17 protein-coding genes are annotated in these 23,375 nt (G+C 72.8%); 5 read left to right on the top strand and 12 right to left on the bottom strand.

Going from position 1 to position 23,375, the window contains the following annotated elements; translation table 11 throughout:
* Positions 1 to 17: 17 nt before the first annotated feature.
* The 4 genes from CRP52_RS31605 to CRP52_RS31590 are packed head-to-tail and all read left to right on the top strand — an operon-like array spanning position 18 to position 3,457.
* Entirely contained in the window at positions 18 to 947 is a 930-nt protein-coding gene (locus tag CRP52_RS31605; protein ID WP_097239516.1) for an ABC transporter ATP-binding protein, read from the top strand.
* Positions 944 to 1,690: an ABC transporter permease gene (locus tag CRP52_RS31600; protein ID WP_218893143.1), complete on the top strand. Its 747-nt coding sequence runs from the start codon at positions 944 to 946 to the stop codon at positions 1,688 to 1,690. Before CRP52_RS31605 ends, CRP52_RS31600 begins: the two co-directional genes overlap by 4 nt.
* A 46-nt stretch (positions 1,691 to 1,736) precedes the next feature.
* Positions 1,737 to 2,858, top strand: a complete 1,122-nt coding sequence (locus CRP52_RS31595) for a sensor histidine kinase (RefSeq protein WP_179852987.1) — start codon at positions 1,737 to 1,739, stop codon at positions 2,856 to 2,858.
* Positions 2,855 to 3,457, top strand: coding sequence for a response regulator transcription factor (locus CRP52_RS31590; RefSeq protein WP_097239514.1), 603 nt, complete (start codon positions 2,855 to 2,857; stop codon positions 3,455 to 3,457). The genes CRP52_RS31595 and CRP52_RS31590 overlap by 4 nt, the downstream gene beginning before the upstream one ends.
* A gap of 19 nt (positions 3,458 to 3,476) precedes the next feature.
* On the opposite strand, the gene CRP52_RS31585 is transcribed toward CRP52_RS31590, so the two are convergent.
* The 12 genes from CRP52_RS31585 to CRP52_RS31530 all read right to left on the bottom strand — a co-directional run bounded on the left by CRP52_RS31585 (position 3,477) and on the right by CRP52_RS31530 (position 20,904).
* On the bottom strand, positions 3,477 to 4,583 hold the full coding sequence (locus CRP52_RS31585) for a thiopeptide maturation pyridine synthase (RefSeq protein ID WP_097239513.1): 1,107 nt from the start codon (positions 4,581 to 4,583) through the stop codon (positions 3,477 to 3,479).
* Positions 4,580 to 6,979, bottom strand: coding sequence for a lantibiotic dehydratase (locus CRP52_RS31580; protein ID WP_097239512.1), 2,400 nt, complete (start codon positions 6,977 to 6,979; stop codon positions 4,580 to 4,582). The genes CRP52_RS31585 and CRP52_RS31580 overlap by 4 nt, the downstream gene beginning before the upstream one ends.
* A complete protein-coding gene (locus CRP52_RS31575) occupies positions 6,976 to 8,829 on the bottom strand; it encodes a TOMM precursor leader peptide-binding protein (RefSeq protein ID WP_097239511.1) in 1,854 nt (617 codons plus the stop codon). Before CRP52_RS31575 ends, CRP52_RS31580 begins: the two co-directional genes overlap by 4 nt.
* Before the next feature lie 14 nt (positions 8,830 to 8,843).
* Positions 8,844 to 10,289, bottom strand: coding sequence for a nitroreductase family protein (locus tag CRP52_RS31570; protein WP_097239510.1), 1,446 nt, complete (start codon positions 10,287 to 10,289; stop codon positions 8,844 to 8,846).
* Positions 10,290 to 10,294: 5 nt separating this feature from the next.
* Positions 10,295 to 11,272, bottom strand: coding sequence for a thiopeptide-type bacteriocin biosynthesis protein (locus CRP52_RS31565; protein ID WP_179852986.1), 978 nt, complete (start codon positions 11,270 to 11,272; stop codon positions 10,295 to 10,297).
* 67 nt (positions 11,273 to 11,339) lie between these two features.
* Entirely contained in the window at positions 11,340 to 14,012 is a 2,673-nt protein-coding gene (locus tag CRP52_RS31560) for a lantibiotic dehydratase (RefSeq protein WP_097239508.1), read from the bottom strand.
* Entirely contained in the window at positions 14,009 to 15,595 is a 1,587-nt protein-coding gene (locus CRP52_RS31555; RefSeq protein WP_179852985.1) for a SagB family peptide dehydrogenase, read from the bottom strand. Before CRP52_RS31555 ends, CRP52_RS31560 begins: the two co-directional genes overlap by 4 nt.
* Before the next feature lie 11 nt (positions 15,596 to 15,606).
* Positions 15,607 to 17,280, bottom strand: a complete 1,674-nt coding sequence (locus CRP52_RS31550; RefSeq protein WP_179852984.1) for a TOMM precursor leader peptide-binding protein — start codon at positions 17,278 to 17,280, stop codon at positions 15,607 to 15,609.
* Entirely contained in the window at positions 17,273 to 19,255 is a 1,983-nt protein-coding gene (locus tag CRP52_RS31545; RefSeq protein ID WP_097239505.1) for a hypothetical protein, read from the bottom strand. Before CRP52_RS31545 ends, CRP52_RS31550 begins: the two co-directional genes overlap by 8 nt.
* A 120-nt stretch (positions 19,256 to 19,375) precedes the next feature.
* Positions 19,376 to 19,543 (bottom strand): thiomuracin/GE37468 family thiazolyl RiPP peptide, encoded by a 168-nt coding sequence (locus tag CRP52_RS31540; RefSeq protein WP_097239504.1) that lies wholly within the window; start codon positions 19,541 to 19,543, stop codon positions 19,376 to 19,378.
* A 61-nt stretch (positions 19,544 to 19,604) separates the two neighbouring features.
* The gene (locus CRP52_RS31535) at positions 19,605 to 19,772 is read right to left on the bottom strand and encodes a thiomuracin/GE37468 family thiazolyl RiPP peptide (protein WP_097239504.1); all 168 of its coding nucleotides are present in this window, start codon (positions 19,770 to 19,772) and stop codon (positions 19,605 to 19,607) included.
* A 67-nt stretch (positions 19,773 to 19,839) separates the two neighbouring features.
* Positions 19,840 to 20,904, bottom strand: a complete 1,065-nt coding sequence (locus tag CRP52_RS31530) for an LLM class flavin-dependent oxidoreductase (RefSeq protein WP_097239503.1) — start codon at positions 20,902 to 20,904, stop codon at positions 19,840 to 19,842.
* Between the two features lie 328 nt (positions 20,905 to 21,232).
* Here CRP52_RS31530 and CRP52_RS31525 point away from each other — a divergent pair, with 328 nt between their 5' ends.
* Positions 21,233 to 23,287: a radical SAM protein gene (locus CRP52_RS31525; RefSeq protein WP_097239502.1), complete on the top strand. Its 2,055-nt coding sequence runs from the start codon at positions 21,233 to 21,235 to the stop codon at positions 23,285 to 23,287.
* The last annotated feature ends 88 nt before the right edge of the window (positions 23,288 to 23,375 follow it).

Genomic DNA, 23,375 nt, shown 5'->3' with positions numbered 1-23,375 from the left:
CCGGGAGTCTGGTGACCATGGAAACGACACAGGCGGTGCTGACGGCCGAAAGCCTGCGGTACCGGTACGGAGAGACGGTGGCGCTGGACGGCGTGGACCTGCGGGTCGACCCGGGAGAGTGCGTCGCGCTGCTCGGACCCAACGGGGCCGGCAAGTCGACGCTGGTGATGCTCGCGGTCGGGCTGCTCGCACCGCAGCAGGGCACCGTGCGGATCCTGGGCGGCGATCCGCGCCGCGCGAAGACCCGCCGGCACCTGGGCGTGGCGCAGCAGACCCTGGGATTCCCGAGCACGCTGACGGTCAGCGAGCTGGTGGGCGGCGCCGCCGTCCGCGGCGGGCTGCGGGCCGCGGCGGCCGGCCCGGTCCTGGCGGAACTCGGGCTCACCGAGCTGGCGCGCAGACGGGCGTCGAAACTCTCCGGCGGCCAGAAGCAACGCGTGCAGCTGGCGATGGCCCTGGTCACCGACCCGGCCCTGCTGGTGCTGGACGAACCGACGGTCGGCCTGGACACGCAGGCCCGGCGGCACTTCTGGCAGATCCTGGCCCAACGCCGGGCGCAGGGCACCGCCGTGCTGGTGACCACGCACCTGATCGAGGAGTCGGGCGCGGTCGCGGACCGGGTGGTGGTGCTCGACCGCGGTCGGATCCTGGCGGACGCTCCGCCGCAGGAGCTCGTCTCCCGGTTGCCGGACCGCACGGTGACCGTCCGGACCGCCCTCGACCCGGACGGACTGGAGCGGCTGCCGGGCGTGCTCCGGGTCGGCCGGGAACGCGATCTGGTGACGATCCAGACCCGTTCGCCGGAGCAGCTGCTGCGCCTGCTGCTGGAACAGGATCCGGAGTTGTCGGAACTGCGGGTGCAGGACGTCGGTCTGGCGGAGGCCGTGGTCGCACTGACCGACCACCGTGAGCCGTCGGAGAACCCCCGGGAAGGCAGGGCGGCATGAGCGTGCTGATGGGACGGGTCTTCCTTGGCGAGCTGCGGGACGAACTCCGCTCGATCGTGCGGGAACCCACCTCGTTGTTCTTCGGCGTCCTGATGCCGGTCGGGTTCTTCGTGCTGTTCAACCTGCTGTACGGGCACGACGCCGTGCAGGGCCTCTCGGCCGGTACGGCGATGGTGGCCACGTTCGGCACCTACGGCGTGATCACGGTGGCTTCGCTGCAGCCGGGGGTCGGGGTCGCCCAGGACCGGGACCTGGGCTGGCTGCGCATGAAGCGGGTGTCCGCGGTGCCGATCTGGATCAGCCTCGCAGCCAAGGCCACCGCCGCGCTCCTCTACGGGGTGGGCGTGCTGGTGCTGATGGGGGTGGCGGCCGCGGCGTTCGGCACGCTCCACGCCTCGCCCTGGGCGCTGGCGCGGGTGGCGCTGGTGCTCCTGCTCGGCAGCGTCCCGTTCACGCTGTTCAGCGTGGCGGTCGGTTTCCGGTTCCGCCCGGGTGCGGCGATCGCGCTGCTCAACGCGGTGCTGTTCCCGCTGGCGGTGCTGTCCGGGTTGTGGATCCCGATCCGGCTGCTGCCCTCGGCCGTGCGGGAGATCGCCGAGTTCCTGCCCACCTACCACCTCGCCCAACTCGGGCTCGCCCAGCTCGGTGACGGCACCGCGCTGATCCATGTGCTCGCCCTGGTGGTCACCACGGTGGTGGCGGCCGGTGCGGCGGCGACCTCCTACCGGCACGCGCGGCTGTGACGCCCATGCGACCCGGCCCGACCATCGGAACCGACCTGGACGAGACGTGAACACGAGCGACTTCGACGGCACCGCCGCCCGGTCCGTGGCCGAGCGACTGCGGACCTGGGAGTGGATCTACCTCGGCTACCTGCTGTTCCTGCCGGCGCAGCCGTACTTCTCGCCGGACCCGGCGTGGTGGGAGTGGCCGCTGACGATCACGGTGTGCGCGGCCACGGTCCTGCTGTACGCGCTGGCCCTGCTGCGGGGCCCGTCCGGGTGGAACCTCTGGGCGTCGCTGGTCCCGATGGCCGTGCTCGGCGCGCTGGCCACGCCGTTCAACGCCGCCGCGAGCGTGCTGTTCATCTACGCGGCGGCCGCCGCGGGCAACGCGCTGCCGTGGCCCGTCGCGCGGCGGTGGTTCACCGCGCTGACCGTCCTGGACTGCGTCACGGCGCTGCTGTCGCAGGTGCCGCTCCTCTACCGGCTGCTGGGCTTCGCGTCGGCGCTCGTCATGGTCTGGGTGGTCGGGCTGCTCGAACTTCAGCAGCGCGACCGTCGGCAGGAGCTGGAGAACCAGCGGCTGCGGACCTCGCAGGTCGAACTGCTCGCGACGCTGGCGGAGCGCGAACGGATCGCGCGTGACCTGCACGACCTCCTCGGGCATTCGCTGACCGCCGTGGTGATGCGCGCTCAGCTCACCAAGGAGCTGGTGCTCGCCGATCCGCAGCGGGCGCGCGCCGAGGCCGAAGAGATCGAGCGCAACGCGCGGGAGGCGCTGGCCGCGGTGCGCAGCACGGTCACCGGCTGGCGGCGGACCAGCATCCGCGCGGAGCTGGAGGTGGCCCGGCGTACGCTGGCCGGGACCGGGGTGGCCCTGCAGGTGAGCTGCGCGGAGGAGCCGGCCCTGGTCGCGGCGACCGAGCACGAACTGGGGCTGGCGCTGCGGGAGGCGGTGACGAACGTGGCCCGGCACGCGCGGGCCTCCACCTGCCGCATCGGGCTGGACACGGACGGGGAAAGGGTGCGCTTGGTGATCGCGGACGACGGGATCGGCGGCGACGCCGCGGAGGGCACCGGGCTGACCGGGCTCCGGGAGCGGGTCGCGCGCCTCGGCGGCGCGGTGCAGCGCTCCGGGTCGGCCGGGACGACGCTGACCATCACGGTGCCGAAGGCGGTGGTCGGATGATCCGGGTGGTGCTGGCCGAGGACCAGGGCATGGTGCTGGGCGCGTTCGCGTCCCTGCTGGACCTCCAGGCGGACATCACGGTGGTGGCGACCGCGACCAACGGCGACGACGCCCTCCTCGCGGTGCGCGAGCACCGGCCGGACGTGCTGGTGACCGACATCGAGATGCCCGGCCGTACCGGTCTCGACCTGGCCGTGGAGCTGAACCGGCTGGGCGACCCGACCCGGGTGCTGATCGTGACCACGTTCGCGCGCAGCGGCTACCTGCGGCGGGCGGTGGATGCGGGGGTGGCCGGGTACGTCCTCAAGGACGCGCCGATCGGTGAGCTGGCGGCGGCGCTGCGCCGGGTGCACGCGGGCGAGCGGGTGGTCGCGCCCGAACTGGCGGTGGCCGCCTGGGACGCGGCCGATCCGCTGACGGAGCGGGAACGCGAGCTGCTGCGGGCGGTCGCCGAGGGAGCCGGCAATGCCGCGATCGCGGCGCGCCTGTGCCTGGCCGAGGGGACCGTCCGCAACTACCTGTCCAGTGCGATGGCCAAGTTGGGTGCGCGCAACCGGACCGAGGCGGCCACGATCGCGCGCACCCGCGGCTGGCTCTGAACGCGGGTGCGCGAGCCGGTCACAGGCGGCCGCCGCTGTCGACGAAACCGATCAGGTCCTCGATCCGGCTCATCGCGGTCACGCCGTGGACGTCCTCGACGGCCCGGGAGACCACGTGGCAGATCAGGTTGCGTTCCAGCTCGCCGATGCCGATCCGGTTCATGGCGAGGTAGAGCCAGTTGAGGACGACCCGGTACTGCTTGAAGGTGTTCCAGCCGCCGAGTTGGTCGGCCGCCGGGCGGTGGCTGCCGAGCGCCCGGTGGAACGGGCTGCGGTCCGACCAGGCGCTCCAGCTCGAACCCCAGTCCTCCGGCTCGCCGTTCGGGTCGGTGTCGAGGGCCAGCTCGCCGGTGCCGATCAGCCCGTCGGCCTGGTTGCGGTAGCGGAGCAGGGTGTCGAGGAGGGCGCTGAACGGCACGACCTCGTGGTGGTCCGCGGCGCCGGTGATCTCGACGACCCGCTGCCGGAAGGTCTCGGCGTTGGCCTCGTAGATCCCGTCGAAGCGTTCGCGCAGGCCGTCGGGCATCTTCGCCAGGAAGGCGTCGGCGTGCCCGCGGTAGGACATGTAGCCGTAGGTCACCGGCGGGAGGAACCGGTTCGCCGCCGCGATGAACAGGTCCACCGCGAGCGCCATCTTCGAGCCGCCGCCGCGGATCCAGTCGAGGACGTCGAACACGAGGTCGTTGGTGTCGACGTAGTAGTCGGCGAGCAGGTCCGCCGCGGCCGGGCTGCCGAGCACGTGCTCGCGCCGGTCGTGGGGCTCGGTCTCGACGGTGTTGTTCGGCGCCCACGGAGTCAGCAGCCCGCGTTCGCACTCCTGCGCGGCCAGCCGGACGTGCTGGGCGTGGGCCGCCCCCTCGTCGAGGACGACCGTCGACGGATGCGCCCGCAGGTAGGGCTCCAACACGCCGGCCACGGCCGGTGCGACGACCTCGTCGAAGACCTCGGGGCTCGCCTGGATCGGGATGCGGACGTGCGGCCCGCGCCGCCAGTGCGGCTGGAAGTACACCCGCTGCACCGAAGGGGCCACCCGCGCGATGAACGGGCGGACCGCGTCGAGCAGCAGACCGGTGCGGTCGTGCTCGTGGTGGAACACGTTCACGGTCCGCCACGGGGTCTCGGTCATTCCTGGTCTCCTCGGCAGTTGAGCTCGATGACGTACTCGGTCACTCTCGGCACCTTCTGGTGGTCGAGGAGCGCGGTCTCGGGCCCGGGCGTGACCTCCTGGAACACGGCCGCGCTCGCCGGATCCCTGGCCAGTCGCTCGAAGGCCAGGACGAGCGGCGGCGAGCCGATGTCGACGTACACCGGCTTGCGGCTGCGGTCGCCCGCGAACGGACCGGCCCCGGAGGCGCCGGTCCGCAGCACGGACACGAAGAACCGCAGGGGGAGGCCGTGTTCGGTCAGCCAGGCCGTCAGCGCGAGCAGGAAGTCCGCGTCGGACTGGCCGGCCGCGCGGCGCGGCAGTGTGCCCGGCTGCGCCACCCAGGTGGCCCGCCGCAGCACCACGCGTCCGATGCTCAGCCGCGGCGCGTGCAGGAGGCGGCCCTGCCCGGTTCCGGCGCTCGCGTCGTGCTGGAGCGGCTGGTCGGGCCGCAGCAGCAGGGGGTTCTCGCCGAACGCCTCGATCAGCAGCGCCATCACCGGCGGGAGCTGCCGCTCGTAGGACAGTCCGCCGTGGACCGGACGGACGATCGATCCGCCGTCGAACAGGGCCGGCAGTCCGTCGCCGTCCACGCCGACCGTCAGCCGGGCGGGTGGCGGGTAGTCGAGCCGGTCCGGCAGGGCCGGTTCGCGCTGGTTGAGCGAGGTGGCGAGGGTCTGGGTGAACTCGGCGTACGTCGGTGCGCCCGGGTGCACCACGTCGACCGGGAGCGGGTCGTCGGAGAGGTGGCGCAGCAGTCGGCGCAGCTGCGAACGGGCCCGGCCGAAGCCGGAGTTCACCGCGTTGACGATCAGTTCCTCGCCGTCGCGCTGGGCGTAGACGGCGACCGAGCCGACCGGGCGCACCCAGGCCGGCAGCGTGGCGAGCACCTTCTCGATCCGCTGACGGTCCGGCATCGCGCGCCGGACCTCGGCGATCAGGTCCACCAGCCGGCGCACCTCCGGGACCGGGCCGGCCGCGAGGGTCGCGGCCGGGGTCGGGTCGAAGGCGATCGCGGCGGGGTGCAGCCGTCGGACCTCGTCGCCGTCGCGGAGGAGGTCCGCGTAGAAGCGGTCGAACGGGACTCGCGCCCCGGTGCCGTAGTGCTCGCGGACGAACGCGGCGACCGCCAGTTTGAACGGCAGCGTGCAGTCGAAGACCGCGAGCAGCCGGCAGGCGAGGGCCAGGTCGTCCAGGGCCTCCTGCCAGGACGGCAGGCCCGCCTCGACCACGGTTCCGGGGATGACCGACTGCTCGGTCACCACGTCCCGCAGTTTGCCCGTGATGCCGAGGCCGTTCAGCTGCTCGTGGAGCGCCTGCCCGAGCAGGACGCGGTCGGCTCCCCGCGCGCCGGCGTACGACCGCAGTTGCTCCCGGACCGGGGCCAGGGCGGGGATCCGCTCGGCCAACTGCCGTATCGGATCGATGCCGTGGTCGTCGAAGTCCGGCTGGAGCAGGAGCAGTCCGCTCGCGAGGAGTGAGCGCAGGTACCCGGCCGTCTGCTCCGGCGGCGCGGGGAAGCCCGCCGCCAGCGCGGCGAGGGTCGGACGGCCGGCGGCGGCGCGCAGGCAGTGCCGCAGCGGTGGGGTCAGCGGCAGGGTGAGGAGGTCCTCCGCCGGTGCCGGGCCGAGGAAGCGGACGGTGTCGGCTTCCAGGCGCGCGCTGGGGTTGACCCGGACCGTCGGCTCGGTCGCGGCGGCGGCCAGCGGGGTGAGGACCGACAGGTCGAGTTCGACGATCGAGCGCGCCGGTTCGGTCGTGGCCCAGTGCAGGGCCGGACCGTCCGGGACGAACCGGCCGAGGCCGCCGGCGGTGAAGGTGCTGAACGGGCTGGTCTTGACGGCGGCGCGCGCGGCGTAGCCGGCCAGCCGGATCAACTCCGCCCGCCCGGGCCGCCGTCGGAGCACCGTGTGCAGGGTGGGGCTGGCGTGGGCGAGGCCCTGGTCGAACCGGGGGTCCGCACCGATCTCGCGCAGGGCCGCGTCGACGGCCCTGGTGGCTTCGGCCAGTACGGTCGGCAGCTGTGCGCGGTCGGCGCGGTACCGGCCCAGCTTTCGGCCGAACCCGGCGATGTCCGCGGTGAGTTCGACGCCGAGGGCCGAGGCGACCGGCGGTTCGGCGAGCAGCCGGGCCGGATCGCGCAGCTGGTGGACCGTCCGGCGCAGCGCGACCAGCCGGGGCTTGGCCGCTGGGTCGGGCAGCGCGCCGATCACGGCGTGGCAGCGGTCGGACAGCGCGGCGGCGTCGGCGGTCAGTTCGGCCGCCGTGCGGGAGAGCGCGACCAGCTCGCGCCGCAGCCGGTGGTCGACCAGGCGGTCGACCACGTCCGCGGGCAGGCCTGCGACGCGTACTGCGAAGGTGGTGGCGTGGGCGGTCATGGGAACGGGTGGGGGTGGGGGTTCAGGTCGGCCTCGGTCAGCGGGCGCGGCGCGTGGCCGAGCCGGTGGGGCACCTCCCGCAGCCGGGGCAGCCCGGCGGTGCGCCGGTTGCGGTGGCCGAAGGTCATGGACAGGGCGCCGGGCACGATCACCTTGACGCAGTGCAGGTCGGCGGCCCGGTGCAGGGGCGAGGTCTGGTCGACGACCACGACGTCCATGCCGCCGGCCAGCATCCGGTCGACGGCCTCGGTCAGGTCGTCCCGCAGGTCGGTGTTGAGCGGCCAGGGGTTGCGGGCGATCACCTCGTCCCAGCCGGTCAGGCGGTCGCCGTCGAGCAGGAAGGAGAAGCGGTCGAACGCCGCGGGCGTCGCGTTGGCCAGCGAGTGGTCGGTCATGATCCGCACGAGTTCGGGGTCGGCGGCCATCCGCCGGGCCCGTTCGGCCTCGGCCGGGTACCTGGCCTGCTCCTGTTCGACGATCGGCGCCAGCTCGCCGAGGGCGGTGAGCACGGCGGCGACCGGGTCCAGCGCCGAGCCGCTGGTGCAGACGACCTTCGGCCGGGTGCCGTCGCCGGTGGTGTCCTGGGCGAGGACCCAGAACGCGCGGATCCCCTCGGTCAGGGTGATGTCGAAGGCCCGCGCCCGGCACCCGGTGCGCTCGATGCGTTCCACGAGCAGCCGGATGCGCGGGTCCGGTGCCCGGGCGAGGTCCACCTCGGGGACGGGCAGCCTGGCGTACCAGGTCATCAGGAACGCGTCGCGCTCCACGACTTCGAGGATCCCGTGCAGGACCGCCTCCTCGACGCAGCCGCCGAGCGCACAGCCGTTGGAGATCTCGAAGGTGAACGGCTTGTCCGACCGGGCCCCGGGCTGGAACTGCGTCCGGTAGTAGGCGTGGGTCTCCGGCACGAGCACCGGCCGGGCCCGGCCGAAGGAGTAGGCCCACACCCAGGACACCACGGCGTCCTCGGTGAACGGCTGGTGGGCGCAGTCCGGTTCCAGGTAGCGCTCCGGGGCGAGCAGGCCGAGCGAGCGCGGGTCCAGGGCGTCCCCGGCGAGTTCCGCGTAGCTGCCGCGCACGACGGTCCGCTTGCCCCAGGGCCACTGGCCGCCGAGCCGTTCCAGTGCCTCGGCGACCGCGGTGGCCCGGCTGGAGGCGAAGTCCCGGGTGCGTCCGAACCCCGCCTCGCCCCGGTAGCCGTACTCGGCCAGGACCGATTCGGTCAGCGGGACCATCGAGTCGCGCATCCCGCGCGGCGGGGCGACCACCCCGGTCTCGGCGTCCACGTAGAGCTCGGTCAGCCGGGACTCGGAGAGTTCGCGGATCCGGCTGGAGCGGGCCCGGGGCTTGGGCCGGGCGGCGGGCACGATCACGGCCCGTTCCGCGGTGTCCTCGGGCAGTGCGCCGCAGACCGCGCACAGCGGGTCCGGGAGGAACGCGTGCCGGGTCAGCGACAGGTCGCGCAGGTCGAGGTACCAGCAGCAGTCCGCGGCGATGCCGGAGTGCAGCACCTCGCACACGGCCTCGGCGGCGAAGCCGGACAGCCAGCCGGACGGGCTGGTCGCGATCCGGTCGTCCGCGCGCAGTTCGGCCGTCCAGGGCGCGCGTTCGGGCGCGGCGGCCCGCCAGGTCTGCACGCACCAGGCGCAGCCGCGCTCGCCGGGCCGGACCAGCGGGCCGATCACCACCCGGTCGAGTTCGGTCCACACCGGCAGCCACGGCTCGCCCCGGTCGTGCGCCGCGGTCCAGTCGCCGGTGTCCCAGCCGTCGCGCGCCACCACCAGCATCGAGGGTGGGCGCCGGGCGATGGCGTCGGCCAGCAGGCCCTCACCGAGGACGGTGTCGCTCACGAGTGTGGTCCCCCTCACCAGGTCAGCCGGAACTCGGGGCGCAGCCCGGCGGGGTGCTCGGTGCCCAGTTGCGCCACCAGCAGGCTGCGCTTGCGCCCGTCCAGGCCGAACCAGGCGTCCAGCAGGTGGGTGAGCACGTCGTTCTGGATCCGGCCGGCCACGTCGACGGCCGCGGCGGCGAGGCAGGCCCGGTGCAGTGCGGCGCCGGCGGCGGCCTGCTGCACGCGGTACCAGCGGGGGCCGAACCGCTCCTCGGCCGCCTCCGCGTCGCCCACCGGCAGCAGCCACAGGTTCGCCGTGCGGGCGCCCTGCTGGGTGAGCGCGGCCAGCGCGGCTTCGCGCAGCCGCCGGCGCGGGTCGCCCTCGGAGACCAGCTCCAGGCAGTGCTCGTCGGGAAGGTAGCGGTACGCGCCGTCCGGGACGCCGGCCACGTCGGCGATGACGCAGTAGAACTCGACCAGGTTGGCCGGCAGGTCCCAGCGTTCCTGCCGCCCGTAGGCGGTGAGGATCGTGGCCAGCCTGCCGATCGGCAGGGTCTCGCCCTTGAAGCCGCGCATCGCCGCGTGGCGGGTCCGCGTGCCGGCGCGCAGGTCCACGGCCGCGTGCGGCAGGGCGATCCGCCCGACCTCCCCGGCGGGCGCCTCCCCGGCGGGCGCCTCTCCGGCGGGCGCGGACGGCAGTGGTTGCGGGGCGGGCCGGCTCTGCCGGAGCACGGACGCGTGCGCGGCGAGGGCGCGCGGGAAGGCGGCCAGCGAGGGGCCCTCGAACGCGGCGGGCACCGGGGCGACCAGCTCGACGACGGCGTGCACCCCTTCCGCCCTCGGGTCGAGCCCCAGCAGTTCGGTGAGGTCGGCGTCGGGGAAGCACAGCCGGGCCGTGGCGTCCTCGTCGGTCCCGACCACGAGCGCCTGGGCCACCTGGATGCCGGCCTCCAGGCAGGCGAGCCGGTAGTACATCTCGCCGTACTTGGCGGCCAGCCGCCAGAAGACGCTGGTGTGCACCAGGACGGTGGTGGCCGGCCGGGAGGCCACCCGGCTCAGGTAGTCGCCCGACCGCAGGCGCACCAGCTCGTGCCGGGCCGGGTCGTAGTAGTGGACGCCGGTCGGGACCTCGGAGTCGGGTCCGGCGATCACGTACCACTCGGCGCTGTACCGGGCGCCCCCCGACGGCGTCGGACGCCGGGTCACCAGCCACTGCAGCGGATCGTCGTCCGGGATGGCCTCGAAGCTGTCGGTGAACGGCAGCATGTCCAGCGGGGTCAGCCACTGGGACCGGGTGATGCCGCCGAGCTCGGCGAGCAGCCCGCCCAGCCGGTGCGCGGACTTCTCGGGCGGCCAGGGCAGCGGGTGCCGTGGTGCGCCCGGGTAGCTCTTGACCAGTCGGGGCGGGTACGCCTCCGGGTTCGCCACCTCGGTCGGCGTGTGCACGCTCTCCTGGTAGCGGGTCGCCTCGTCGCTCATGGGGGTCACACCGCGCACAGGTCGAAGGCGGTCCTGGTCAGCAGCAGCCGCAGGTGGGACTCCTGGGCCAGGCTGATGCCGAGGCGGTTGCACATCAGGTGGGTGCACCGCTCCACGATCAGCTGCGGGACCAGGTGGTTGATGTGCTGCAGCACGTCGGCCGGGGCCTCGAAGTCGGGGTAGGCGTCCAGCCGGCCCAGCAACTCCAGCTCCACCAGGGTGTCGTTGGCCTCGCGCACGGTCCGCAGCCAGCTGCCGGCCACCGACGCGTCCGGCAGCGCCACTCCCCTGGTCGCCGCCCACACCTGCTCCAGGGAGGCGCGCAGCTGGGGCTTGTTGGCCTCGAAGTGCCGCTCGAAGTCCGGCGCTCCCAGCAGTTCGGCCGCGGTGCCGCCGCTCTCGACCATGAACCGTGCCTGGTAGGCGAGTTCGGGCAGGATGCCGGTGAAGACCGTACGGTTGGCGGCCAGCATGGCGAAGGCGTCCATGGCGCGCTGCCCCGGGGTCCGGCCGCGGGCGATCAGTTCGAGCGCCAGCACGCTGGACGCCATGAACTGCTTCTCGACGGCTTCCAGGGACCGACCGGTGCCGAACGCCGCGGTCTCGGGGACGTAGTCGATGAACGCGACCGAGTTGTCCGGGTGCAGCACCGCGTCGTAGTCGGCCATCCGCTCCAGGGCGGCGAGTCCGGCCGCGGACTCGGCGTAGGCCTGTTCGGTCAGCGTGGACGTCGACGGCAGGGTGCGGTAGAGCTCCGCGGCTGACTCCTCGATGACCGAGCGGACCTCCTGGACGTGCTCCGGCCGGGTGCGCAACCGCACGCGGACGTGCGGGCCGCCCTCCCAGTAGCGGAGGAAGAAGAAACCGTCCACCAGTCCGGCCCGGCCCAGCCGCTCGACGGCGGGCTTCACGGCGCCGACGATCACGGCGTCCTGGTCGCCGTGGTAGAAGAGGTGGGCGCTGACCCATGTGTGCGCAGACACCACCTCAGGCACCTCAGGCATCTCGGTCGTCTCGGACAGCTCGCGCGTGTCAGGCATCTCGGACGTGTCAGGCATAGGTGACTCCGGGCTCGTTCAGTTCCACGATGTACTCCGCCACGTGCTCGCCGCGGACCTGGCCGGGATCCGGCAGCATCTCGCTGATCTGCACGATCGCGTTCGGCTCGGCGAGCCGGCGTTCCAAACCGAGCAGCAGCAGCATGCTCGCGAAATCCACGTAGTTCGGTTTGGTGTCATTGCTCGGCCCCCGGCCGTTCCCGCCCCCGCCCAGGGCGGCCGGGTCGAGGACGGTGACGAAGCACCGCTCGGGGATGCCGTGTTCGGCCAGCCAGGCGGCCGTCCGCAGCATCCAGGCCGCGCCGGTCTCGGCGTCGGCCCGTCGGGGCAGCCGGTCCGCGCGGGTCATCCACATGGCGCGGCGCAGCACCACGTTGCCCACCATCAGCCGGGGCAGGTGGCGCACGCCGTCGTCCGTGCGCGGGTCGGCGGTCATCCTGAGCTCGGTGTGCGCACCGAACCAGGTGTTGGACTCGCCGAAGGCCTCGATCATGAACCGTGCGGCGGGCGGCAGCAGCCGGTCGGCGCCGAGGCCGGGGTGCACCGGGCAGATCCGTCTGCCCAGCCGCCGCGACACCAGCGCGAGCAGCCCGTCCTCGCCGCACTCCACGTGGAGGTCGTTGACCGGGAGCCGGTCCTCGTCCGCGCGCGTGCTGCGCACACCGGGGTAGTCGACGACCAGCCGCACACCCGGCTTCCTGACGTTGACGGCTGAGCGGGCCACGGCCTCGAACTCGGCGAAGAGCACGCCGTCGTGCTCCGCGGCCGGCCCCGGTTCGTCCGGGACGCCGGCGTGCAGGTCGAGCACGTCCATGATCTGCCGGACCCGGTTGCGGCCGCGGCCGAAGCCGCATCCGATGCTGTTGACCACCAGTTCCGGGCCGTGCGCGGCGTCGGCGAGCTGGCAGTAGACCGCGAGCGAGGTCGGTGTGCGGACCCACTCCGGCCATTCCCCGGCCAGCTTGCGCACCTCCTCGGGGTCGACGCGGACCACGCCGTCCCGGTCGGGCGTCCGCTCGCCCAGCAGGCGCTTTCCGGCGGTGCGCAGGCGGTGCAGCTCGCGCACGGCCTCGACCGGGCTGTCGGCGTCGGCGAACCGGCTGTGCGCCAGGCGCGAGCCGCGCCCGGCCGGGCCCGGGACGGCGGCGGACTGCTCGGCCAGGACGTCCCGGTAGAACACCAGCAGCGGGATCTGCGCGCCGGCCGGGTACCTGCTCCGGAACAGCGAGCCGAGCGTGAGCTTGAACGGCAGGTCGGGACCGATCAGGCCGAGCAGGGTGCGCACCGCGTCGAGGTCGTCCAGCAGCGGTCGCCAGCTCTCCCGGTCCAGCACGGCTGCCGTTCCGGGGTGCACCGCGTTCTCGTAGAAGCTGTACCGGCCGAACTCCTGGGCCATCTTCGGGTTGTGGGCGTGGGCGTGGTCGCCGACCTCGCGCAGTGCGGTGTCCAGGGTGCGGACCACGGCGTCGCGGACGGCGACCCGGTCGCCGGGTTCGGTGATCGTCGGGTAGCTCGACAGCGCCTCGGCCAGCTCCTGCAGGGTCCGGTCCAGCCGTTCCAGACCGGGTCGGCGGCGCCGGTGCAGCCAGGCGCGCAGGTCGGCGACCGGGTCCGCGGACTGGTCGGCGAGCGGCGGGACCAGCTCCAGCAGGCCCAGCGTCACCAGCCGGCGCAGGAACACGTCGACCTGGTTCCCCTCGGCCGCCAGGGCCAGCAGCGTGCCCCGCAGGTCGTCGAAGGTGCTCCCGTCCGCGGCCAGTTGCAGCACCCGGCGCAGGGTCGGGGTGAGCGCGAGGCCGTGCACGTACTCGCCCGGCCGGCGGCCCAGGAACAGCAGGGCGCCGTCGAAGACCGTGGCGCTGGGGTTGATCCGGATCCGGCAGCCGCCGAGGAGCTCCGGGCGTTCGCCGACGGCCCGCGCGATCCGGTGCAGCGATCCGACGCTGACCTCGGTCGCGGTCACCGCGGCGGGCCGCCCCGCGGCCGGTCGCCCGGCCGGCTCGACGATCTCCTCGGCCCGGCCCCAGGCGGCCAGGCCACTGCTGGTGAACGTGGAGTACGGGCTGGTCTTCGCCGCGGAACGGGCCAGGTACTGCGCCAGGCGCAGCACGGTCTGGCGCTGCGGTGCGCGGCCGGTGTCGAACCACTTCCGCAGGGCCAGGAACACGTCCGGGTTGGCGTGCACGAGGCCGAGTTGGAAGGCGGGCAGCCGAGCGGCGTCGAGCAGGGCTTCGTAGCTCGCGGCCCAGTCCTGTTCGAGGTGCTCCGGCAGTGCCGCCATGAGGCGGTCGCGCTCGGCGACCCGTGCCGTCCACGCCCGGACCGGAGCCGCCAGGTCGGCGGGGACGTCGGCCAGCCGTGCCGGGTCGACCCGGCGGCCGCGGTGCACGGCCCTGCGCACGGCGACGAGCCGGGCCTTGAGCACGCCGTCTCCGGTGGCACCGATCGCCGTGTGCAGCAGCCTCGACAGCTCGTCGGCCTCGGCGGCGATCTCGGCGCGCAGCGGCACCAGCGCGGTGGCGGTGCGCCAGCTCCGTGTGCACCGCAGTCCCTCCAGGGCGGCGACCGGGCTGCCGGCGAGGCGGACCACGGCGGCCGGGCCGGGCACGTACCGGGCCGGCTCGGAGCCGGCGCCCTTCGGTGCGTCCCGCTGTGCGTCCGTCATTCCGCCGCCTCCGGCTCGACGGGCACGATCACGCGGCCGCCCGGTCCGGTCCTGGCCAGCAGGATCTGGAAGAGCGGGGAGTGGCGTGGCTCGGTGAGTCCGAGCGCCGTGCGCACGCCCTCGGCGTGGTAGGCGTTGACGATCCGGCCGGAGAGGCCCTGTGCGGCGGCGGCGACGCACACGCGGTGCGCGAGCAGTCCGGCCTCCTGGTTGAGCACCCGGTAGCCGCGGTCGCCGAAGGTGTCGAAGGCCCAGTCGCGGTCGGCGACGAGATGGATGACGGCGTTCATGTCCTTGAAGACCGGGCCGGGGATGGTGACGCGTTCGATCGCGGTGACGGCGTCCGGGCCGGAGTCGGCCGGGCCGACCGGGTGCAGTGCGCCCGTGTGCCGGTCGAGCCGGTAGCAGCCGGCCGGTACGCCGGTGAGGTCACCGACGGTCAGGAAGACCTCCACCGGCACCGGTGCGCCCGCCGGGACGGCGTCGCTGCTGACCCCCGTGCGGAGCCGGGCCAGTCGCGCCCACAGTTCGAGGCCGTCGACCTGCGAGGCGACCGGCCGGAAGATGCCGGGACCGGAGTCGCGGGCTCGCAGCACCTCCGCCAGGTTCACCTCCGGCACCTCGGTCGCGGGCAGGGCGAGCGGCTCGGCACCGGGTACGGCAGGTACCACTGGATCCGGCGGTTCGGCTGTCGCGAAACCCGCGGTGTCGGTGCGGAAGGACGCGCGGTTGACCGCCGTCAGCCGCGGACAGGCCTGCACGACGTCCAGTCCGCTGCGGACCACGGACGGCTCGATCGGGTCGATGGTCGCGGCCAGTGCCGCCGCCGTCTCCGTGCCCTCGCGGCGCCGGATTCCGGCCTCGGCAGCTGCACCGGTGCCGGCGAGGTGGAGCGGCAGGACCACGAGCGCCGGCTCCTCGTCGGGGTCGAGCCCCAGCAGCTTGTTCACCGGCTCGTCCAGGAACTGGTGGTGCACGTGTGCCCGCAGCCCCATGGGCCGCGCGACCAGGTCGAGGTTCCCGGTGAGCAGACCGGCCTCCTGGGTGCACAGCCGGTAGGCGTAGTCGCGGTAGATGTAGGCGGCCTTGGAGAACAGCCCGGAGAGCACGAACACGGCCTCCGGCAGCTCCGCCGCGGTGCCGGTCGCCCTGGACAGCAGCTGTCGGTGGTCCCCTTCGCGCAGCAGCACCAGCGCGTGGTGCGGGGCGTCGTAGTGGTAGACGCCGTCGGCCAGGCACACGTACAGCTGGATGGCGAACAGGCAGCGTGCGGATGCGACCATCCGGTGGTAGGGCCAGGTCCCGTTGGTGTCGAACTCCTGCCGGGAGATGCCGTAGCCGTAGTGCAGCAGCGTCGACAGCGCCGACGCGTCGAACGCCTCGACGCCGCCCAGCTCCCTGGGCACCCTGGTGGTCAGCGGGCGCCGGGGCCGGCCGCGGTAGATCTTGAACTTCAGCGGCTCGTCCGGATTGGCGTACTCCGACTGCCGGGTCTCCATCGCCTCGGCGAGGTCCTCCAGGCTGACCCGCAGGAACTCCCGGCCGACGCCGGCCCCGTGCCGGCTCAGGTCTGAATCGTTCACGGTCGCCTCGATCACGGAAAGGGATGCGGGTGCGGATTGCGCACCTCGGGCAGCCTGGGCAGCCCGGTCACCCGCCGCGCCGCGTGTCCGAAGGTCATCGGCACCGAACCCGGTGCCATCACCTTGACGCATCTGAAGCCTCCCGCTGTCTGTTCCATGGAGGTGGTGTCGACGGCGACGACGTCCAGGCCGGCCGCGGCGAAACGCCGCACGGCCTCGTCGAGGTCCGCACCGATGTCGGCGTTGCTCGGCCAGTGCCAGCGTTGGAGTCCCTGCTGCCAGGTCGATGTCACGGGGTCGTCGAGCAGGAAGGAGTACCGGTCGAAGGTGGCCGGGTCGGCCGCGCAGAGCAGGTGGTCGGCCATCGACACGACGTCGTCCGGGTGCTCGGCCAGGTGCCGGGCCCGCTCGCTCCACTGCGGGTCGAGCGCGAGGACGGTCACGTAATCGACGGTCTGGCTCAGTTCGTGCAGCGCGGCCAGGATCGCCTCGGCCGGACGCAGCCCGCTGCCGCCGGTCGACACGGCCCTGGGCCGTCCGGTTCCGCTGACGTCCTCGGCGAGGGTCCAGAACGACGGGATCCCGTGGTCCTGTGTGGTGTCGAAGACGTGCACCCGGTACCCCTGGCGCTCGATGCGTTCGGCCACCAAGGGGATCCGGCGGTCGGGGACCGTGGCGAGGTCGATCCGGGGCAGCGGGGTCCGCCCGTACCAGGCCATCAGGAAGGCGTCGCGTTCGGCGACTTCGAGGACACCGTGCAGCACGGCCTCCTCGTAGCAGCCGCCGAGCGCGAAGCCGCTGGAGATCTCGCAGGCGAACCGGCGCTCGCCGTCGGGCATCGGCGCCCGGTAGTAGACGAAGCTCTCCGGTACCAGCACCGGCCGGTCGCGGCCGAAGGAGTAGCCCCACACCCAGTCGGTCGGCGCGTCCTCGGTGAACGCCCGGTAGGGGAAGTCCGGGACCAGGAACCGGTCGTCGGGGTACAGGCCGAGCGTGCGGGGATCGATCGCGGTGTCGGCCACGTCGGCGTAGCCGGCCCGGACGCCGGTCCGTTTGGCCGGCCCGTACCCGGCGAGCCGTTCCAGCGACTCGGCCACCGCGATGGACCACGCGGACGCGAAGTCCCGGGTGCGGCCGTAGCCGGCCGGCTCGGTCGAGGCGCCGGGCACGGCCAGGACGGCCCCGGTGAACGGGAAGGCGTGCCGGGTGTAGGAGGTGACCGACGGGATCAGGCCGCTCTGCGCGTCGACGTAGGTCGCCCGCAGTGCGTCCTGGTCCAGCGGGCGCAGGCGGCTCGACCCGGGCGACGGCTTGGGCCGCGCGTGACGGACGGGCTTCGCGCCCTGCTCGGTGTCGGCCGGGAGCACCGAACACGCCGGACAGTGCGGATCGGTGAGGAAGGAGTGGCGGGACAGGGCGAGCGTGGCCGTGTCGACGATCCAGAACCGCTGCGCCCCGGGCCGGGCCGAGGCCAGCCCGGCGACGGTGTCGGCCAGGAAGCTGGGCAGGTTCCGGTCGGGTGCCGCGGCGAGCGTCCCGGTGGCCGTCCCGGCGGCCATCTCGGCGGTGCGTTCGGTGGAGGCCGAGGCGGCGCGTCGGGTGCGCAGGCACTCCGGGCAGCCCGGCGCCCACGGCCCGACGACCACCTGCTGCGGTTCGCGGAGCACCTGCGGCTGGTCAGCCATGGACGACCACGGCACGCGCCACGAACGGACACAGCCGGGCCAGGGCGGCATCGTGGTCCAGCGGGACCGCGACCACCCGGCCGCCCTCCCCCGCCAGCCTGCCCACGACCTCGTCCAGGGTCACCGAACGGGGCGGCGCCGCGACTGTACCCGGGGCGCCGGGCCCGCGCAGGTGCGCGGGCAGCTCGGGCACGGGCGCCGGCGCGTAGCCGGGCTGGTCGGTGGCCCGGGCCTGGTAGGCGAGCAGCGTCCGCTCCAGCCCCTGCTCCAGCGCCACGGCGGCGTCCAGGTCGCTCACGTACGCGACCGTGCCCGCCAGCGTCGTGAACGCGAACGTGGGCAGCCCGACCAGTTCGGACAGGTCGTGGACCTGGTACGACTGGCCGACGATCTCCAGCAGCTTCCGGTAGCGCTCACCGCGCGGGGTCAGCTCCGCGGCGGCCGGGTCCAGCCGCGGCAGCGGTCCGGTCGCGGTCGCCAGTGCCGCGGCCACGGTGTCGTTGGCCGCTGCGACCACCGCGGCGCGGACGGCGTCGGACCAGTCGTTCCCGGAGGCCGCGGTCCGCGCGGGGAAGACCTCCGCGGCGTCGACCGCGACCGGTTCACCGGTCAGCACGTCCAGGCCGTGCAGCCGGTCGCCCTTGCGGGAGTCGACCATGACGGCCGCGTAGCGCTCGACCGCATGCCGGACCGCCCGCTGGCGGGACTCGACCACGCTCTCGCCGCAACCGTGGACGGGGAACGGACCGCCGGCCAGGCCGACCGGGTCGGAGACCACGACCTCGCTGACGAACAGCGGCAGTTGTTCGTAGTCGCGCTCGGTGACCTCGGCGAAGACACCGGTCCGCGGGTCGACGAACTCCACCGCACGGCGGGCCAGTTCCTCGTCGTCGACGGGCGCCGCGGCTGCCAGGGCGGTGAGCCGTGCCGGGTCGTCGGGAACCACGGGCAGGGCGAGCGGGTGCGGCAGGAACGCGTGCTTCGAGGTCTCCAGCGTCTCCAGGTCGAACCGGACCAGGTGGTCGGCCCCGGCGCCCTCGTCGATGCCGGTGAGGTGGCGGAAGGCCGCGAAGCACAGCTGGTTGGCGACCAGTGCGACGGTGGGGCCGCGCAGGAACTCGCTCGGGGCCGCCTCGGGGTGGTCCCGCAGATCCGCGCCGACCAGGTCGGGTGTGAGCGCGAACAGTCGACGCCATGCCGAGTCCCAGGCGGTGGCGTCGTCGCTGCTGCCGATCACCGGGCCGACCCAGGCCTCGTCACCCGAGACGACCGCCTGGGCGAATGCGGCCCCCGCGGCGACCGCGGCGGCGGGCAGCCGCCGGGCGCGGTCGATCATCGGCCGGTCGGCGACGTGCAGCACCATGGCGGCGCCCGCGGTCACCCGGTCGAGCCGCTGGGCGTCGGCGTCCAGGTAGACGATCCGCTGCTCCGGGTCCTGCGCCCGGGACGCGTCCAGGTGCTCCGCGACGCGGTCACGGTCGAACGGAGACTCGCCGAACGGCGCGAGCGGGACCGTGCGCACACCGGCGCGCAGCTGCGAGTGGGCCAGGGCCTGCAGCAGCGGGCCGGATCCGGCCAGCACGACGGGGCTCTCGCGGTAGGTCTCGAAGCGCAGCTCGGGTGAGTCGGTGAAGTACTCGATGAAGGAGATGTTGGCCGCGTAGGTGGCGGCCAGCTCGCCGGACAGCGTGTGCGGACGGTCGTCCAGCACGTTCTTGACGTACCCCTTGGCGAGCAGGAGCGTGATCAGTTTCGCCACCGCGGCGCGGCTCGGCTCCGGCACGACGGCGCACAGTTCGCCGAGCGTCCTGGTGCCGTCCAGCATCGGCGCGATCCGCTGGATGAACTCGTAGGTCGACGCGCCCTTGAGCATCGACCCGCCCAGGTTGCTGCGGATGTACGCACCCTCCGGAACGCGCATGACGTAGACGTCCCCGCGCAGTCGCGGCCGTACCCGCTCGACATCGACTCCCATGACCACCGCTTCTTTGCGAACTCATTGATGACTGGCCAGCAGGAAGGACCGAGAGCCACCCGGTCCCCTTTGATGAACACGCACCGGCTAGAGCACATGTGCTGGGGGATCAGCACCGGATCAGGTGCAGGAGCAGCACGGACAGCAGCAGCAGCAGCTGCTGGCGCCGCCGGAAGCGGACAGCTCCGTGAGGCCGTAGCCGGCGGTCACCGACGCGGGCACCACCTCGCCCAGGTCCACCAGCTCGAAGGCGCTGTCCTCCAGCACCAGGTTGTCGAAGTCCTCCATGTCTTTCACCTCCTCCGCCGATCTCGTGTCACAAGCGCGTGGGTCGTGGCCGAGCACCGGATCAGGTGCAGGAGCAGCACGGGCAGCAGCAGCAGCAGCTGCTGGCGCCGCCGGAAGCGGACAGCTCCGTGAGGCCGTAGCCGGCGGTCACCGAAGCGGGCACCACCTCGCCCAGGTCCACCAGCTCGAAGGCGCTGTCCTCCAGCACCAGGTTGTCGAAGTCCTCCATGTCTTTCACCTCCCTTCCGTCGTCAGGTCGATGCGGCCCACACCCACATCGGGGCCGCCACCGAGGGTCAGAGTGCTTTCACCTCCGGCAGGACCCGGTCGCAGAAGAGCTCCAGGGTCTGCCGAGCTTCGGGGAGCGGCATCGCGCCGAAATCGACCTGCCAGAGGATCTGGTCGACGCCGCCGATGGACTCGTTGAAGGCGCGGATGCGGTCGACGACCGTGGCCGGCGATCCGACGATCGCGCCGCCCTCGGTGTAGAGCTTGCGCGGCTGCATGCCGCGCAGCATCCAGCCGAACCCGGAGTAGCCGCGGTAGGCGGTGGACTCCCTCCGGTCCCACGGGCTCACGGCCTCCGCCCACACGTCCAGGTAACGGCGCAGGTAGGTCTCGGCGATCTCGGCCGCGCGCTCGTCGGTCTCCGCGACCACCAGCGGCAGGCTGGCCGTGACCCGGGGCCGCAGCCCGGAACCGCCGTGCGCCGCCTCGAAGGCGTCGCGGTAGAGGGTCAGCTGGTCGCGGAACTCGTGCGGCGAGATCATCGGCGTGATCAGCAGCCCCAGTCCCTCCGTGCCCAGCCAGCCGAAGCTCTCCGGCGTGCGCACCGCGGCGCCCCACATCGGCGGGTGCGGTTGCTGGGTGGGCCGCGGCAGTCCGGTCACGTCGCGGTAGGAGAAGAACGGGGTCTGTTCGCTGACCTTCTCCTCGGTCCAGATCCGCCGCACCGCGCGGATGGTCTCGCGGAACCGGTCGACGCTCTCGTCCATCTCCACGCCCAGGGCGTCGAATTCGTCCGGCAGGTACGCCCGGGCGAACCCCACGTCGAGCCGGCCACCGCTGATCGCGTCCACCTGCGCGGCTTCCGCCGCCAACTGGATCGGGTGGTGGAAGACCGGGAGGACGCATCCGGTGATCAGCCTGACCGAGCTCGTCCGAGCGGCCACCGCGGACAGGAAGCCCAGCGGGCTGGGGCAGTAGCCGCCGTAGTGGTGGAGATAGTGCTCGGTCATCTTGACCGAATCCAGACCACCCGCCTCCGCCTGGACCGACAACTCCAGCGCATCGCTGAAATAGGCCTGCGGAGTTTTCGTCTCCGGAGTGCAGTCAGGAAGAAAAGAAAGCCCGAAGCGCACCGATACCACTCTCCCCATAACAGCCGGATTTCCACCAGATGAATCCCGGGGGTTCGTCACCCGAGCACTCCGAGGCCTGTCGGCACGCCACCGGGTGTTTCGCCGCTGACGCTACATCGGGCCCCCAGGGCCGTCAATGACGACCTGCATTCGCGGTCCAGCCTCAAATAAAGCTCAAATGGCACCGGTATCCCCGGGGATACCTACGGTGCCGGGAGTGCGTTATTGACGGCACTGCCCGGCGCTGGAAATGTTGGCAGCCGCCGGCAGCCCGAATAGCCGGGGCCTTACGCCGACGTGAACGGCACAGGAAAACGGACGGGTAGTCATGACCTCCACCATCGACACGAACGACGCCGCCCACGTCGGCGAGCAGCCGGCACCGGTGCCCGACGGGCGCAGGGCTGTCCAGCTCGTCGAGTTCACCGCGATGCAGGGGGTCCGGTACAGCATCACGCTCGGCTACCTCAAGGCGACCGCGGTCGCCGACCCCGTCCTCGACGCGGCCTGCGACTTCGAGATCAACGTGCGCGAGCAGAGCGGCGGGGAGCAGGCCACGAAGGAGCTGCTCGACACCTGGGACGAGCCGTTCGTCGTCGCCCTGACCGTGTTCTTCTGGAACCGCGCCCAGTCCCTGGAGCTGGCCCGCCAGGTCAAGGAGCGCTGGCCGAACTGCCGCGTCGTGGTCGGCGGCAACGACGTCAGCTACCAGCAGGAGCCGCTGTTCGCCGAGGCACCCTGGCTGGACGTACTGGTGCACGGCGAGGGCGAACTGCGCTTTCGCGACCTGCTGCACGCCTTCCTGACCGACCGGGACCTCGCCGCGGTTCCCGGCATCAGCTACTGGCGCGACGGCTCGGTGGTGACCACGCCGGACGCGGAGCGCATCACCGACCTCGACCGGGTCGTCTCACCGATCCTCACCCCGGTGTACTCCGACGAGGAGATCACCGGTTCGTCCATGATCGTCTACGAGACCAACCGGGGCTGCCCGTACGGGTGCGCCTTCTGCTACTGGGGCGGCGCGACCAACTCCAAGGTCCGCCAGTTCGACCTGGAGCGGATCTTCGCCGAGCTGGACCGGCTGATCCGGCTGATGCCCATGGACGCGACGCTGTTCATCGCGGACGCCAACTTCGGCATCCTGGCCCGCGACCGGCAGATCGCCGAGCACATCGTGGAACTCAGCCGGCGCCACGGCAAGCGCCTGATCGTCAGCACCAACTGGGCGAAGAACGGCAACGAGCGCATCGTGGAGATCGCGAGCATGCTCCACGCCGCCGAGCTGACCGGCGCGATCACGCTGTCCGCACAGTCCTTCGACGCGGACGTCCTGAAGATCGCCAACCGCGCCAACATCCGCACCGACCACTACCGCCGGCTGCTGTCCCGCTTCCGCGAACTCGACGTGCCCACCTACACCGACCTGATCTGGGGCCTGCCCGGAGAGACCTTCGACTCGTACCTCGACGGCATCGAGGAGGTGCTGACCGCAGGCGGATCCCCGGTGATCTATCCGCTGCTGCTGCTGAACAACACCGACTACTCGCGCGAGGCCTTCCAGGACGAGCACGCACTGCGGACGCGCTGGATGCCCGCCGACATCACCAACCCCGAACTCGTCGCCGACGTCGTCGTCGGGCACTCCGCCATGACGGCCGAGGAGTGGGTGCGCGGCATGGAGTTCCGGGTGTCCATGACGCTCTTCCAGAAGATCCTGCTGCGCTGCGCACTGCGCGTCCTCCACGCGACCACGGGCGTCCGCATGGTCGAACTGTGCCGGCACCTGTGGTCGTTCCTGCTGGACGACTGCACCGACCCGTTCCTGCGGGCCGTCGCCCGCGACGTCGCCGTCGTCTACCGGGACCCGTCCGCCCTGGACATGGCGCTGCTGAAGACCGTCATCGGCAACCAGGCCGTGGTGCCCGAGGAGGTGCACTACCAGGCGCTGCTGTGCCGGGCCGTGCGCACCGAACGCGCCACCGCCGATCTGCTCCACGCAGCCGTCGACCACCTGTGCAGCCGGCTGGCCGGCTCCGGGTTCGAGGTCGACCGCGTCCTGGTCGACAGTGCGCTGACCCTCGACCTCGCGGCGACGACGATCCTGCGCGCGAGTCTGCGTGGTGACCTGGTCGAGGCGGAGTTCGCCGTCCCGCGGCGGGGCTGGGACCTGCTCGTCGCGGCCGGCGACGTGCCGTCGAGCCTCGACACGAGCAACCAGGGGAACACCGTGCGCGGCACGGTGTGGGCGCCGCCACGCTGGGTCCACTACCCGATCAGCGTCTATGCGCTGTCCATCTGGCACGGTACCGGCCGGCCGCTGTACGACCTGCTGTTCGCGCTCCCGGACCAGCTGCCGAACCAGCTGCCGACCGTCGCGTGACCGCGGGGCACCCGGCGGGTTCCGGTCATGTCCGGGTCCGGGCCCGCCGGGAATTGACAGGCCCTCATCACCATGAACATCATGGGCA

Source organism: Streptomyces sp. 1331.2, from assembly GCF_900199205.1.
GTDB lineage: Bacteria > Actinomycetota > Actinomycetes > Streptomycetales > Streptomycetaceae > Kitasatospora.
This window is presented reverse-complemented; position numbering and strand designations above follow the sequence as displayed.

Coding starts and splice junctions, on each gene's coding strand:
- CRP52_RS31590 (WP_097239514.1), top strand. CDS start 2,855: ATGATCCGGGTGGTGCTGGCCGAGGACCAGGGCATGGTGCTGGGCGCG.
- CRP52_RS31525 (WP_097239502.1), top strand. CDS start 21,233: ATGACCTCCACCATCGACACGAACGACGCCGCCCACGTCGGCGAGCAG.
- CRP52_RS31545 (WP_097239505.1), bottom strand. CDS start 19,255: ATGGGAGTCGATGTCGAGCGGGTACGGCCGCGACTGCGCGGGGACGTC.
- CRP52_RS31605 (WP_097239516.1), top strand. CDS start 18: ATGGAAACGACACAGGCGGTGCTGACGGCCGAAAGCCTGCGGTACCGG.
- CRP52_RS31585 (WP_097239513.1), bottom strand. CDS start 4,583: ATGACCGAGACCCCGTGGCGGACCGTGAACGTGTTCCACCACGAGCAC.
- CRP52_RS31570 (WP_097239510.1), bottom strand. CDS start 10,289: ATGAGCGACGAGGCGACCCGCTACCAGGAGAGCGTGCACACGCCGACC.
- CRP52_RS31550 (WP_179852984.1), bottom strand. CDS start 17,280: ATGGCTGACCAGCCGCAGGTGCTCCGCGAACCGCAGCAGGTGGTCGTC.
- CRP52_RS31600 (WP_218893143.1), top strand. CDS start 944: ATGAGCGTGCTGATGGGACGGGTCTTCCTTGGCGAGCTGCGGGACGAA.
- CRP52_RS31580 (WP_097239512.1), bottom strand. CDS start 6,979: ATGACCGCCCACGCCACCACCTTCGCAGTACGCGTCGCAGGCCTGCCC.
- CRP52_RS31540 (WP_097239504.1), bottom strand. CDS start 19,543: ATGGAGGACTTCGACAACCTGGTGCTGGAGGACAGCGCCTTCGAGCTG.
- CRP52_RS31560 (WP_097239508.1), bottom strand. CDS start 14,012: ATGACGGACGCACAGCGGGACGCACCGAAGGGCGCCGGCTCCGAGCCG.
- CRP52_RS31535 (WP_097239504.1), bottom strand. CDS start 19,772: ATGGAGGACTTCGACAACCTGGTGCTGGAGGACAGCGCCTTCGAGCTG.